Genomic DNA, 15,195 nt, shown 5'->3' on the forward strand with positions numbered 1-15,195 from the left:
TCCTCAGGCGCGCTAGTCGTGCGCCCGCAATTCGCGTTCGATCGGCAGCTCGCCGGTCAGCTTCGCGATCAACAGCTCGGCCGTGCAAGCAATGTCGCCGTACGTGTTGACGATCGTGTCGATCGCCGCTTCGTACTCCTTATGGACGAACGGGTGATGATGCGCGACGAATACGACCTTCGTGCCCAGCTTCATCCAGCCGCCCATCATGTTCCGCGCGACTTCGTCGTGCAGCCGGACGACGTTCAGGCCGTAGCTAAGCTCGCTGCCGATAGAACAGAGGATCAGATCGTACGCATGGTCGACGGCCGCCTCGAACAACCGGTCCGGCCCGGGATCGATCCACTGATCGACATGCCCGCAGCGCTCGCGGAGCGCGGACAATATTCTCGCGTACATGTCTCCGTAACGATCGGAGCCGTTCATCGCTACCGCATGCAGCACGCGGCTCCGCTTATCCAGGGCGACGGGAATCAAGCTTCCGCGATCGCGAACGACCGTAATGGCCGCATCCGCGACCCGGCTGGCGACGGACTCCGAATACGTCCGATCTATCGGTTCGATCGTCCGGTCCTGCCCGGACGTCAGTCCGAACTGTTCCTTCAACGCGACGACTCGGCAAGCGCGATCCCTGAGCGCTTCCAGCGTTAACCGGCCGTTCGCAAGCCTCGCTTCCATCTCGCGGTAGAACCGCTCGTCGATGCGGGGAAACAGCAGCATGTCGCAGCCGTTCTCGAGCGTCGCCGCGCAGGCGTCGTAATAATTCATATAGCCGACCGCCCCTCCCATCTCGACCGCGTCCGAGACGATGAGCCCTTCGAAACCGAGCTCTCCCCGAAGCAAGTCCAGCAGCAGCCGCTTGGATAAGGTCGCCGGAGGATAAAGCCCGCGATCGTCGGCCTCGTCGTAAGCAGGCAGCGCGATATGCCCCGGCATGACGGCCATCGCTCCCCCGTCGATCAACGTCTTGAACACCCGTCCCGGCCCTGCATGCCAATCTTCCATGCCGAGCGGATTGATAGGCGTGGTCAAGTGCTGATCCCAGGAGGCGAACCCGTCTCCCGGAAAATGCTTGATCGTCGCCATCATGCCGTTGTCCTGCAGCCCGCGAATATACGCGCCCGCCATCTTCTCGGCATATGCCGGCGTATGGCCGGGACTTCGCGACGAGACGACGGGACTGTCCGGGTCGATCGCCAAATCCGCGACAGGAGAGAACGTCCAGTTATAGCCGATCTCTCCGGCTTCCGACGCCGCGATTCGGCCGACCTCGTAGACAAGCTCCTCGGATCCCGTCTGACTGACGCCCATGAAGGTCGGGAATTTAGATGCGCCGAGAATCATATCTCCCGGACCGCTCTCCAAGTCGCTGACGATGAACGGCGGCATGTCGCAAGCCGCCTTGAACCGCGCGATCTGGCCGTCCAGCTTCCCGCGTTCTTCCGGATGGAAGAACATCGCGCCGTATTCGCGTAATTCCGCAACCTCCGCCCGTCTCCAAGTCGGACAACAGACTTGATTAAGCAATCTTCGGAAGTCCCAGCCTTCGACGGTTCGTCTGATTTCATCCGTAATCCTGATTCGATACTTCATCGTTATGCCTCCGTCTCCGCAACCGGAAAGCCAAGGAGCCAAAGCCTCGTCGGCTTTGGCTCCTCGCCCGTTCGTCTATTGCGCTATGATTAATCTTGCAGGCCGTTCGCTTTTCTTGCCGCCGAATAGTTCTCTTGATAGAACTTGGTCACGTCGTCCGCGCCGGCTTTCTTGAACGCTTCGAGCGCCTCTTGCTTGATGTCCGCGAACGATTCGTCCGATTTAGCCAGAATGAGCTTCGCCGCGTAACGCATGCCCAGTTCCTTCAGGTCCGCGTCCTTCTTCTTCAGATCGTCCGTCAAGTTAGGCGACACGATCGTATTGTTCAGGATGACCTGCTCCTCGGACATTCCTTTGAACAACGTGGTGAAATTGGTCAACTTGCCTTCCGCTTCCTGCTTCACGAATACTTCGCCCGGCGAGGTTACGCCGTAGAATTCGCTGAAGTCCTTCTGCAGCTCGTTCGTTCCCTTGGCAAGCGCGTCGGCCGAGGTGAACAGGTCCACCGGAACGCCGTCGGCCGGATTCAAGACGCTCGAGCCGAGTCCCATCAAGTTAATGTCGAGCGCGATCCCCGTCGCTTCCCACTCCGGACCGCCCTTGGTTTTCAAGGCGAGCGTGGAATCCTTAAGAATCGGTTTGCCGTCCACCAAATCCCAATGAACGCCTTCGACGCCGCTGTACATCGTTCTTGCGCCTTCATAGGAGTAGAGGTAGTTCAGGAATTCCATCGCTTTGTCGGCGTGCTTCGAGCTCTTGGAGATGCTGTACGTCTTGTCCGTCCAGCCGATCGGCTTGACTTCGCCGAACCATGCATGGTTGCCGGCAGGAATAACCATGTAACCTTGACGCTCCGCGGCATGCTTCTGATTGAATTCGCCCGCCGTCCAGTCGGCCGGCGTGATGACGATCTGGCCGGCGGCCGTCTTGGCCGTGTAATCGTCGAACTTCATCGTCAGGCTGTCCGGATCGAGCAATCCGCGGCGATTGGCTTTGTTATAGAAGTCCATCCCCATCCAGTAGCTGGACTTCTCGTCGGTTAACAAGTTGATGAATTGTTTATCCAACGCGCCTTTGATCATCGTCTCCGTATTGGCGCCCGTCTGTCCCGTCAGGAACGTGAACGGATAGATATACGGCCACAAGCCCCAATCCTGGAACATGGAAACCCCGTACACCTTCTTGCCTTCGGCCGTCGTCGGGTGTTTCTTCACGATTTCGTCCAACACGTTGAGAAGATCATCGGCGGTCTTGATCGCCGGAGCGCCGATCTCCTTGTAATAATCCCAACGGATCGCCGGGCCGATCGTAAGCGGCGCAACCGTCGTGCTAGGTTGGGATTGCACTTGCGGAGGCAAGAAGTAGAGCTTGCCCGTGTTCTGGCTCCAGTTCTTCTTACTGTAATCCACGACCGTAGGAACGTTCGCCGTAATGTCTTGGCCGTACTGAGCCAGAAGGTCGTCCATCGGCACGATAAGATTGCCTTCGATCAATTGCTTGCCGTATTTGGTAGGATCGGCGCGCACGATATCCGGCAAGTCCCCGCCGGCCATCAAGACGTTGAATTTGTTGTCGTCGGCTTCGACGTATTCGATCTTGACGCCGATCTTCTTGGCGATCTCTTGCGCGATCGCGCTATCCAAGTGATTGTTCCAGATCGTTCCGGTTTGGACGACGACCAGCCGCAACGTAACCGCATCGGCGGATTTATCGACTTCTTGCGATCCCGAATCACTGGCGGAAGCGGCAGGCGTCGTGCTTGCGCTCGGGCTAGGGGATGCTTCGTTATTATTGTTGTTGCCGCCGGAGCAAGCCGTCAGCGCGGCGCTCATCGCGAGCGTTGCCGCCGCGACGGATAATGCCAATCTTCTTTTTATCAAGTGGATTGAACCTCCCTGAAAGTACGAGTATTGGATGATCTATAATTATCGAAGGATGTCGGCCCAGGCCTTGACCGAATGCCCCCGGATAATCCGATGAACGATCGCCGCGTTATCCTTTCACGGCGCCAAGCATAATGCCCTTCACGAAGAAACGTTGCAGGAACGGGTAGACGAGCACGATCGGCAGCGTGACGAGCATCGTGATCGTCATGCGGATCGATTGCGGCGTCATGACCATCGTTGCCCCTTGCCGCGTTAATTCGTCGGCGGTCATCCTAGCCAGATTCTGCGACTGGTTGAGCATGTTGTACAGCACGAGCTGCAACGTCTGCAGATCCGGATCCTCGATCAAGAAGAAGTTGTCGAACCACGTGTTCCATTGCCCGACCGCGGCGAACACGGCGATCGTCGCGACGATCGGCATCGACAACGGGAAGATGATTCTCGCGAATATCGTAAGGTAACCCGCGCCGTCGATCTTCGCCGATTCCTCGAGCGAAGCGGGCAGCTGTTCGATATACGTTTTGATTAGAATAACGAAGAATCCGACCAACGCGCTAGGCACGATGTAGAGCAGGAAGTTATTTTGCAAGCCGTACGCCTTCATCGTCAAATACCAGGGGATGAACCCGGCATTGAAGTACATCGTGACGAGCACGAACCGATAGATGACTTTACGGAACGGAAGCTCTTGCTTCGTGATCAGATAGGCGAAGAACGTGCAGCAGAGGACGGTCAGCGCCGTTCCGATAACGGTACGGAGCAAGGAAATCAGCGCCGCGTGCGACAATCCCCGAAGATGCATCGCGACGTCGTAACTCTTCAACGAGAAGCCCGCCGGCCACAAGTAGACGCCGTGCACTTGGGCTTGGTAGGAATCGCTGATCGAATAGATGAAGATGTAGTAAAAAGGATAGATCGTCACGATAATCAGCAGCGATAACAACAAGTAATTGACGACGATGAACAACGCGTCCGGCCAATTGATCGCCTTCTTGGTCATAGGAATTCCTCCTGCGTAGTTTCGGACATGCGGTTCGGCAGCGGCTAGATGATGCTCTCTCCGCGAATCTTCTTCGAAAGACGGTTAACGGAGAACAAGAGGATGATGCTGATTACCGTCTTGAATATGCCGACCGCGGTCGAATAGGAATAGTCCCGCATGACAAGACCGAGCCGATAGACGTACAGATCGAGCACTTCGATGCGATCGGCGACGAGCATGTTGTTGAAGACGAGATACTGCTCGAATCCTGCCGACAGCAGGTTGCTGATCGATAAGAGGAGCAGGACGAGGAACGTCGGCATGATGCTCGGAATCGTAATATGCCAGATGCAGCGGAATCTTCCCGCCCCGTCGACTTTCGCCGCGTCGTACTGCTCGCCGTCGATGCCGACGATCGCCGCCAAGTAGATGATCGAGCTCCACCCGACCGTCTTCCATAGCAACAGTCCGGTTTGAATGCTCCATACATGGTCGGGATTGCCCAACACGTTGACGGCCGCGTCGCTGAAGCCGAGCTTATGCAGAACCTGGTTGACGGCTCCCTCCGTGCTGAACATGCTGAACGCGAGCGAGAATACGATAATCCAGCTAATATAGTTAGGCAGAGTGGACGTCGTTTGCACGAGCTTCTTGAACCAACCGCTCTTCACTTCGGAGATCAAGATCGCCAGAATGAGCGGTATCGGCGCGGTCATGATCGATAGGAAGCTGAGCGCGATCGTATTCGTAAGAACGCGGACGATATTGGGATCGTCGAATATTGCCGCGAATTTGGCCAACCCCGTGAATTCGGTATCGCTCAGCGGAATGCCCGGCTGGTAATCGAAGAACGCGTAGATCCATCCGAAGAGAGGCACGTAGCTGAACGCGAAGGCGAAGAGCACGAACGGCGTCGCCATCAGGAGCAGCTTCCAGCCGTCGCTATGGATTCTCTTCTTCTTCGTCGCGATTGCCGCATGCCGGTTCGCTTCAATGGCTGTCCCCATCTGAATTCCTCCTTGTCTTCCTGTTGTACTCCCATCTTAACCTTGCGGGATTGCCATCAGAATGAACGATACGCGGAGGAAATTGAACAATATAAGGAACAAGGCAGCCCTATGGCTGCCTTCTTCGTACGTAGCTTGAACGATATTGCGATTTAGTTGAACGCGATCCGACAACCGTTCAAGCTTGCGCCGGCAACCGAAGGACGACCGTCGCGCCTTTCGCGACCGGAACGAATTGAATGCCGTACTCGTCGCCGTAATACAACCGAATTCGCTTGTTCACGTTCTGCAGGCCGATGCCGTTGCCGCTGCCCGTCCGCTCGATCTCGAAGCCTTCCCGGAGCCGATCGTTCATCTCTTCGAGCTGGTCGGTTTGAATGCCCGCTCCCGTATCCGAGACGACGATGACCAGAAGATCCGCTTCCCGTCTCGCGCTGATCTTGATCGTAACGACTCGATCTTCCGAATGGCTTCCTGATGCGATCGCGTTCTCGACGAGCGGCTGCAGGATGAATCTAGGCACGGTGTCGTCCAGCGCATCCTCGTCCGCCTCCACTTCGTAAGCGACGCCGTCGTTGAACCGCAAATTGATGATTTTGACGTAGTTGTCCAAGTAGCTTAACTCGTCCCTGAGCGAACACATCGTGTTCTTGTTCGTGTACGCCGCGCGCAGGATATTGCCTAGCGCAACGATGCTGTTGACGATGTTATCGGCCTTGATATCCGAGGCCATCCATCGGACCATGTTCAACGTGTTATAGAGGAAATGGGGATTGATCTGGTATTGAAGCGCTTCGATCTCCAGAATCCGCTTCTGCTCTTGGATTTCGTTATTCTTATCGATCAAGTCGACCATGCTCAGCGACATATCGTTGAATCGGCGAATGACCGTTCCGATCTCGTTGTTCGGCACCTCGCGAATAGTGATGCCCAGCTCCCCTCCGCTCATCTCTCTCATCATGACCGACAGCCGGTGCATCGGCTTCAGCATTTTGCGCAGCCAGAAGTAAGAGATCGCGAACATCATGAGCACGCTGACCAGGAATACGAGCACGAGCAGCCTTTGAACCTTGTAAATTTGATGCGAATATTGGCTAAGCGGAACTTCCTTCATCAGGTACCAGTCGCTGTCTTGCAGCTTGTAGTAGACCAATTGGACTTGACTGCCGTCTCGGGTAACGTCATGGCTGCCGTATGAAGCTCCGTTGTCCGGCATGAACGGCGAATCCGTCCCGACTCTCTCGGGACGTCCCGCGGAGATCACCCGGCCGTCGCCGTCCACGATATACATGTCGCCGCTGTTCGCCTCCGAATCGTTGGCGTAAATCGTGCTTAAATATCTTTCGTCGATATTGAAAATCAGCACGCCTCCGGCGCTCGGACGCAAAGTTGCGCGTACGGTCCTCATCATGCTGATCAGATTGCCGTCCGAGCCCCCGGTTTTGTAGGGGTTGTAGAAGGAATACGGAACTCCGCCGTTCACCGTCAATAGCGGAGAAGCCTCCTGCGCGCGCCGATATGCTTCCGATGCGATAAAAGCGTCGTCCCAACTTTGTTCCGAATGGACGAGCGTCGACTTGACGTTGCCTCCGATCGCGCCTGTCTGTTCGGAGAAGAAGTAGATGGAATGGATGTAGGTATAATTGCCGATATACGTCTCGATTCTGTTCAGCAGGTTGCTTTTGTACGTTACGAACTCGTAATCGTTAGGGTCGTCCTGGCTCGTCAATAACGATTGAATGCTGTTATCGAGCTTAAGGAGATTCGATAATCGGTCGATATCGCTCGCCACCGCATGAATATTATGGTCGAGCTGCTGGAACTGCTGATGGAGCGTCTTCTCGTTCTGCTCCTTGATCATATCGAGCATGAACGAATACAAGGCATAGGAAGCGGCCGCGAGGACGAGAAGGGAGATAATCATGACGGAGACGATCAACTGCGTGCCGAGACTCTGAAACCTGCCCTTCAGCTTCACGAATGCACGCTCCCGTCCGACAGCCGTTGTTTTCTGAATTCGTTCGGGTTGAGACCGGTAATCTTCTTGAACACCTTGCTGAAATACGTGTATTCCGGCGAGAATCCGACTTCTACGGCGATATCGTACGATTTGATCTGCGTCATCAGAAGCAGCTCTTTGGCTCGCTCTACCCGGTAGCTGTTCAAGTAATCGACGAACGTCATGCCGAATTCCTTCTTGAACAAGTTGCTTAAATAGCCGAAGCTCAAATTCACGTGCGCCGCCACCGTTTGCAAGCTGATGTTATCTTTATAGTGAAGCTTGATGTAATGGATCGCCTTCGTGATCTCGCTGCTCATCTGCATTCTGTTCTTCATCTCTTCCGCAAGCTCCGCGATGTGCGCTTCAAGAAGCTCCAGCATCTCCGGAAGCGTATCGCATTGCTCCAATCGGTCCGTGATATTGAACAGAAGCGTGCGCTCGTTGCGGCCGTAGTCGTACAGGCTCGTATGAATCCATTGGACGAGCTGGTAGAGCGTGATCTCCAGCGCCTTTCTCTCGCCTTGCAATCCGGACGCGAATGCCTCCAGCAGCTTCTCGAACGTCGTTACGCCTTGGGAAGGCAACCATTGCCGGAACGGTTCGTACTTGCGGATGCGTTCCAATACGACGAGAATCGCGGTCATGTCCACCGGCTCTCCCGCCGCGTGGATCTTGCCGCCTCCCGCGAGAAATTTGCGGGTTAACGCCCGTTGCGATTCCGCGTACATCCGGGGCAGCGTCGAATAGCCGTTGCGGATACCGCTGACCCCGAACGACAAGGAACCGTTATAGAACGAGCGCATGACCTCTTGCACGTGCATGAGCAGCCGATGCGTTTGCTGCCGGATCGCGTTCTCCGACGCGATATCCTCGAACTGCAGCAAGAGCAAATACTTTTGCTCGTCCAACGATACCGCTTCTCCCCGTTTGCCGTCGGACAGTATTTCCTCGAGGATGTTCATCATCGTCATTTTGACGAGGTGGCCGTGCTCGTCCTTGAACTTCTTCCGGATTTGCTCCAGCCGATCGATCTCCATGATGCAGACGACCATGCGTACGGGAGACAGCTTCAGATCGTTCTGCTCGACGAACCTTGCGAATTCGTCCTCCGTGTAGATGCTGTAGAAGACGTAATCTTTAATGATCTTCTCCGTCATCAATAGCAGGTTCGCGGTAGCGCGAACGGGTTCCTCGCGGGAGTGCTGCTTGTTCTCCTGAACCCTCAGTTCCTCGGCAACGCCGCGCAGCACCCCGTCGATCTCCTCCGAGGTCATCGTCAGCTTCAGAATATAGTTGGATACGCCGAGCGACATCGCCTTGCGCACGAGCTCGAACTCTTCCAGGCAAGACAAGACGACGAGGCGCGTCGCCTTGTCTTGCTCCCGGATGTTGGCGATCAGCGTCATCCCGTCCATCCTCGGCATGCGAATGTCCGTAATGATGAGGTCCGGACGCTCTCTCCTGTACAGCTCCCATGCCGCTTGTCCGTCCGGCAAGTCCGCGATGACTTCCATATCGTATTTGGACCATTCCACGGAATTTCGGATGCCGATCCGAACCAGCATCTCGTCCTCGACGATCATCACTTTATACATGGCCCGCAACTCCTTCTAGATCTCCAGAACGACTTGCTCCTCTTCGATGCCCCACTTGACGAAATGCCAATCGCCGGATAGCGTTCGCTCCGGCGCATCCGCCCGATCGGCGAAGTTCTTGTTGCCTTTATATTGATCCGGACTCGTTAGATGCCTATCCCCGTCGATATGCCGATGCGGTCCGTAGACGTTATAGCCGCTTGGAACGATCGTAACCGATATGTCTTGCGCGCCCTTGCGGAGTCCTTCCGGGATGTCGATGCTCCAGACCGGGCCCCAATGCCAGCCAAGCTCCGTATCCCCGATCCGGACGTTGATCGCGGACGCTTGGACTCCGAATAACTTCAACCTCGCCTTGCGTAAGTCCTTCTCGACGGCGATCGTCTTCTTCAAGATGACCGGTCGTCCCGCGAACGGATAACCGGACGCGATCATATCGGATGGCTGAGGGACTTGCGACGCCGTTACCTTGAACGGACCGCTCGTCATCCGTTGACGTTCGTCCTTCTCCGCGTAGGGGGATAGACTGGCGACCGCGAATTCGCCTCGTATCCATGCCGCCGGACAAGCTTCCCCGCCGGCCGCGGGCACGGCTCGGATAAGGAGCCGCTCTCCGGCATTCCTCGCGATCTCATCCGGAATATCCGCGACGTATCCTTCATCCCGGCGGTAGAAGGTTAGGCGTTGCCCATTGACGGAGCATTCTTCGACCGGATCGAGCAAGAGCAGCGACAGCCCGGTTATTGATGCGCTCTCTTCGATCGCGACCTCGAACGTTAGAGACCCGTCGATTTGCTGCGCGAACGATATCGGCAGCCGATTATTCGCCGGCGCTTGGCTAATCCGCCAAGGCGTCTGTTCGGGCACGATTCGGATGCGAGGGTCTTCTTCGCTGATCGCGACTTCATCGTTGCTCGGCATCGCGTCCCGCCATTGCCCCGCTTCGAGCACCCGCACGCCCGACCGCCGCCATTCGTCCGCTAATGAATCGCTTATCCGGCAGCCTTCGGCGAGAATGACCGTTCCGTACGTCCGGAAACCGATATGGATGGCCCCGTCCGACAGTCGGCCTTCCTCCTCGATCGCTCTCTCTTCCGTCAATTCGTAATGGATGCCCGCCTCGAAGCACGCATCGACGAGTCGAAGCAAGGATAGGCTCAAGCGGCCGCCGAAGGAATCGGGCACATTGGATCCGTCATGCTCGTTCAACTCCATCGCTTCTTCGGGGATGAACGCGGCCATCGTTCCTCTCGTCGGGACGACGATGAGCGCATCCGGCTCCGCTCGGAGATCCGGCAATTCCCTCGCCTTCATCCTAACGGATTGAAGCACGGAAGGGAATGCGTCTTTCCATGTCAAATGGCAAGGCATCGACGGCGGCCAATCTTGCATCGCCTGCGTCTTCAGCCTGAATTGATTGAGATGAAGCACGAATTGATCGATTCCGTGACCGGCCAACCACAACGCGTACCGCTCGAATGATTCCGGCGTAATTCCCCAGCCGCTCCCTCCCATCGCCTCGGCCAAGCAGCCTTTCCTTCCTTGCTGCACGGCAACTGAATGGGCGATCCGAGGATAGAAGTGATTGCCCGGATAACGTTCGAGCGCGTCGACCGCGGGGGTCTCTACTCCTTGCAATACTTGAAAGCACGAGCCGCTATAGGACAACTGAAAGTAGGGATGCTCCTCCGCTTTGACATGCGCCGTGAACCGTTTGCCGTGCTTCGCGCACCAGTCTTCGATCGGCCGATAGAACCCTTCGACCAGCATATCCGTCAGCAGCTCCCAGAAGCGGATGCGGACTCGCTCGTATCCCTCGTCATCCGCGAATAATAGAGGCAGCAACGGCATTAGCTCTTCCCCGTGCCGCTCCCGGTAACGTTCCGGCAATCGGTCATCCCACGGCACGGCGCCATGCTGCAGCGCCACGCCGTGACCGTCGAGGAAGGCCACCTCGTCCGAGAAAAATCCTTCGACGTAGGCGAACGCTTCCGGCTTCAAGCCTTTGCGGTAGCCTTCGTGCGTAATCTCGATGAACGTCTTCGTCGCTTCGATATCGAGCGAGGATATAGCGGTCCAGCTATCGACAAGGAGTTCGTAGCGGCCGTCCGGCATGCGCGTTCGGCGGAGCGACCGGCAAGTAGAGCCGGCGTGCTTCTCCAGCACCTGGCCTCCGGCCGTACCGGAAGGCCAGCCGTTCTCGTCGTACAGCCAGAAGATCATGCCCGTGCGCTTCGCATGGAGGATGAGCTCGGAGACGATCGCCAAATAGGGCTCGCCCATATAGACGGGCTCGTTCGTATAGTAGCGCGGATGGAACACGACGCCGTCCAAACCCGCCGCGCGCAATTCGTCCATCTGCGACGTAAGCGCCGTCAAATCAAGCGCGTCGTTAATCGACCAGAAGCTTAGAAACGTGAGATTGTTCATCGATGCCATCGCCCTTCGCCGAAAGTACGAAACTGCCGTCCGGACGACGGCGTCGACCGGACAGCAGATCAGTATGCACGTATAAGCCTATCGTCAGTTCAATTTCGTTAACGTTACCGCGTCAATGAACGCGGTATGATCTCCCGTCGCCGCCGATCCGACGAATTTGATCGTATGCGCGCCGGATGCGGCGGCGAACGAATTCGTCGCGTAGGCGGCGAAAGCGCCGGAAGCCGGCGATAGGGTGCCGATCAAAGTCGTATCGTAATAAACGTTAACGGTCTGATCTCCGCCGTAGTTCGTTCGTTTGGCCGCTTGGACGGAGATTTGATACGTACCCGTCGCGAAAGCAACGGATTGGCTGATCTCGCCATGCGTGCCGTTCACGCTCTGGATGAAGGCGGTCTGCACGCCTTCCGGAGCGGCGGCCGCTCCGAACGCGCCTCCGTTCTTCTGCACGCCGGCCCGGGCATTGAACGTCCAGCCGTCCGTCGTCGGACCGTACGAATGGTTAGCCGTCGCCGGCGTCTCGAATCCGGCATTCTGAAGCGTCGTCGACTGTCCCGAGCCGCCCGGCTTGTAATAGCACTTCTTCGCGACGTTATAAGCCGGATCGCTGCCGAACGTCCCCGTCGTGCAAACCGCTCCGTTCGTGAACGTTCCGAATACGAAGGCTCCGTTCGCGCCGTAAGCGACGCTTGCCGTCCCGGTGAAGGCGCAAGTGCCGAACTCGTTCGCGCAGAACGTATAGCCGTCGATGCCGCCGGACGATCCGCTAGAGATCGTATACGACGCCGTCGCGATAGCCGAATCGCTCATGCCGCTCTTGCGCGCGATCGCCTTCAGCGTCGTCGTGGCGGACACTTGGACCGCTCCCGCGTACAACGCCGACGATGCCGTCGGAGCGCTGCCATCCGTCGTATAGCGGATTTCCGCCCCGGCCGTGGCGGTCGAGAGCGTTACCGATTGCGCCGAAGCGTACGTGCCCCCGGCGGGACTGAACGTCGGCGTAGCCGCGGTCTGCGCCGACTGGAGCTGATAGTAGCATTTCTTCGGCTGGTTGTACGCCGGATCGCTGCCGAAAGCGCCGGTCGAGCATACCGCGCTATTCGTGAACGTTCCGTATACGAAGGCGTTGTTCGAACCGTAAGCGACGCTTGCCGTCCCGCCGAACGTACACGTCCCGAACTCGTTCGCGCAATACGTATAGCCATCGGGTCCGCCCGCGGCACCGCCCGTAATCGTATACGCCGCCGTCGTGACGGCCGAGTCGCTCATTCCGGATTTGATCGCGATCGCTTTCAAAGTCGTCGTGGCCGCTACGTTGATCGCGCCCGCGTACAGCGCGGACGATGCCGTCGGCGTGCTGCCGTCCGTCGTATAGCGGATAGCCGCTCCGGCCGTCGCGGTCGATATCGTCACCGTCTGCGCCGAGCTATACGTTCCTCCCGCCGGACTGAACGTCGGCGCGGATACGATCTGCCCCGACTGCAGCTGGTAATAGCAAGCTTTGAACGTTCCGGATGCCGGATCGCCTCCGAACGCCGTCGCGTTGCACCCGACTTTCTTGGAGAACGTGCCGTATAAGTAGCTGCCGTTCGCGCCGAAAGCGACCGAAGCCGTTCCCGGGAAGTTGCACGTCTGCGTCTCCTGCGAACAGAATTCGTATCCGGCCGGTCCTGCCGATGGCGGCGTGATCCGGTAATAGACGGCTTTCTTCGCCGATTCGGCCAATCCCGATTTGAAGGCGACGGCCTTCAGCATCGTCGAGCTCGTTATGGTCACCGGTCCCGCGTACGCGGTCGACGACGCGGTCGGCGTGCTTCCGTCCGTCGTGTACCGGATCGTCGCTCCCGGCGTCGCCGTCGTGATCGCGATCGACTGGTTGCCCGTATAGGAGCCGCCCGCAAGGCTGAAGCTCGGTATTTCCGCGCGAGTCGACGTCGATTGCGGAGCGACCCGGATGAGCGCGATGCCGTAGCTGCCCGGATCCGCGACGCTCGCAGCTTTGACGGCGATCAACTTCTCTTCCGTAAGCGATGGGGCGGTATACGATCCGCCGCTCGTGATCGAGCCGTTGCCGCTGCCGATGACGCTCCAAGCGATTCCTCCGGTGCCATCCACCAGGTTAGCGTTAAGTTGCGCCGTAGCGCCGGCGGCAGCCGCAGTATTAGCTGGCGAAACCTGCACCTGAGTTTGCGCCGGCAAAGTCGTGTACACGATGACGTTGCGCGCCGAATCGATCGAGGCATCCGCGAAGGAAGTACCGGCCGCGAATTCCGCGGACTTGGCCGGCAGCATCGCGTTGGCCTCCGGAACGACCGAATCGTTGAACGTGAATTTACGGAACGTCTTGCCGATATTGACGCCGTTGAAGTTAAACGCGACGTTCCGGCCTTCGGTGCCCTCGTTCGTCTCCAGCACGACGGTATAATCGCCGCTTGCCGTCTTGAACGCCGCCGCGCGAAGGTCCGGCGATCCGGTATTCACGGCGATTACGGAGCTGTGCGCGGGAATGTATCTGGACAACAATCCCGCCTCGTAATATCTCAGGTTCGGGTTCTTCTCCACGACGAGCGAATCCCATAGCGTGTAGGTGCCGTTCGTATCCGTCGTTTCGTTCGGATCCTCGACCCAGACCCCGTTGAGCTGCCAGATCAGTCCGGCTTTAATGCCTTCGTTCGCCATCTTGATGATGAAGTTCGCGTATCCCGCATCCCAGCCGCTGTCGTAGCGGCCCGGGAATCCGAACTCCGACAAGATGACCGGCTTCGTGCCCGCGATGTTTTTCCGGGCGGAGATTTGACCGCTGAGTTCGCCGTAACCCCCGCCGTAGACGTGGAACGTGAACGCGTCGATGGCGCCGTCGACGTTGTCCTTCATGTATTGCGTCCATGTCGGATCGTTCCATTCTTCCGGCCCCCATATCTGGACCAGGTTGCGTCTTCCGTCCGCGGTCAGCTTGTTATGGACCTTCTGAACGATGTTCGCGTAGTAAGCCCGTTGCTCGCCCGGCGCCTCGAAATCCCAATAGCCGTTCGGCTCGTTGTAGAAGGTCAAATACTTGACGTTCGTATAGCTTCTGTTGACGACGAGCTCTTGCAGCAGCGCGGATGCGGATGCGGCGAAAGCGTCGACGTCCGCCGGAGCGCTCGTATCGGCCGGTACGCCCGGAATGCCGAACCAGCTCTGAATATCTCTGCCGACCTTCCAGCCGAAGTTCAGCTCGATTTCCGTACCCGCGCTTTTCAGGGCGTCGAGGTATTTGTAAAAGGCTTGCATCTTGACGCTGTTGAACGTATACGTTCCTTTCGTCGGCTCCATCCAGTCCGGCTGGAACCACACGCGGGCGACTTTCGGCTTGATCGTCTCGATCCGCTTGCGGTCCATTTCCCAATACGCTTCCTCGTACCCTTTCGAAACGTTGTTCGTCATGAGGCTGGTCGGGATTAGATTAACGCCTACTCCCAGAAAATCCGATTGCACGACTTGATTCGGATAAACGTTAACCGTATGGGACGTTGCGGCAGCGGCTTCGGGCGCGGCGGTGAACGCTTGGCCCAAGGCGGTCGTCGAGATCAGCAAGGCGAACACCGCGGAGCGAATCCGATTGTTCCATGTCCTCTTCATGACCGACTCTCCTTTGGATTGAAAATGCTGACGTACGGACTAGACAAGCCTACGATTGCATCATTGCCGC

At 57.5% G+C, this 15,195-nt stretch carries 8 protein-coding genes; all 8 read right to left on the reverse strand.

The features are described from left to right. Window positions 1-12: 12 nt before the first annotated feature. Window positions 13-1,593: a glycoside hydrolase family 3 N-terminal domain-containing protein gene (locus ACFQZG_RS16335; protein ID WP_378154350.1), complete on the reverse strand. Its 1,581-nt coding sequence runs from the start codon at window positions 1,591-1,593 to the stop codon at window positions 13-15. Window positions 1,594-1,682: 89 nt separating this feature from the next. Continuing rightward, on the reverse strand, window positions 1,683-3,473 hold the full coding sequence (locus ACFQZG_RS16340; protein WP_378154352.1) for an extracellular solute-binding protein: 1,791 nt from the start codon (window positions 3,471-3,473) through the stop codon (window positions 1,683-1,685). Window positions 3,474-3,585: 112 nt separating this feature from the next. Further along, on the reverse strand, window positions 3,586-4,479 hold the full coding sequence (locus ACFQZG_RS16345) for a carbohydrate ABC transporter permease (RefSeq protein WP_378154354.1): 894 nt from the start codon (window positions 4,477-4,479) through the stop codon (window positions 3,586-3,588). Window positions 4,480-4,523: 44 nt separating this feature from the next. Further along, window positions 4,524-5,468, reverse strand: a complete 945-nt coding sequence (locus ACFQZG_RS16350; RefSeq protein WP_378154356.1) for an ABC transporter permease — start codon at window positions 5,466-5,468, stop codon at window positions 4,524-4,526. A gap of 178 nt (window positions 5,469-5,646) precedes the next feature. Next, the gene (locus ACFQZG_RS16355; RefSeq protein ID WP_378154358.1) at window positions 5,647-7,446 is read right to left on the reverse strand and encodes a cache domain-containing sensor histidine kinase; all 1,800 of its coding nucleotides are present in this window, start codon (window positions 7,444-7,446) and stop codon (window positions 5,647-5,649) included. After that, window positions 7,443-9,065 carry a response regulator transcription factor gene (locus tag ACFQZG_RS16360; protein ID WP_378154360.1) on the reverse strand — a complete coding sequence of 541 codons (1,623 nt, stop codon included), beginning with the start codon at window positions 9,063-9,065 and terminating at the stop codon, window positions 7,443-7,445. Before ACFQZG_RS16360 ends, ACFQZG_RS16355 begins: the two co-directional genes overlap by 4 nt. A gap of 15 nt (window positions 9,066-9,080) precedes the next feature. Further along, complete coding sequence (locus tag ACFQZG_RS16365) at window positions 9,081-11,495, reverse strand: hypothetical protein (protein ID WP_378154361.1); 2,415 nt, start codon at window positions 11,493-11,495, stop codon at window positions 9,081-9,083. 93 nt (window positions 11,496-11,588) lie between these two features. Then, window positions 11,589-15,125 carry a chitobiase/beta-hexosaminidase C-terminal domain-containing protein gene (locus tag ACFQZG_RS16370; protein WP_378154363.1) on the reverse strand — a complete coding sequence of 1,179 codons (3,537 nt, stop codon included), beginning with the start codon at window positions 15,123-15,125 and terminating at the stop codon, window positions 11,589-11,591. Window positions 15,126-15,195 lie beyond the last annotated feature (70 nt).

This window comes from Cohnella sp. GCM10027633, assembly GCF_042675445.1.
Classification (GTDB): domain Bacteria; phylum Bacillota; class Bacilli; order Paenibacillales; family Paenibacillaceae; genus Cohnella.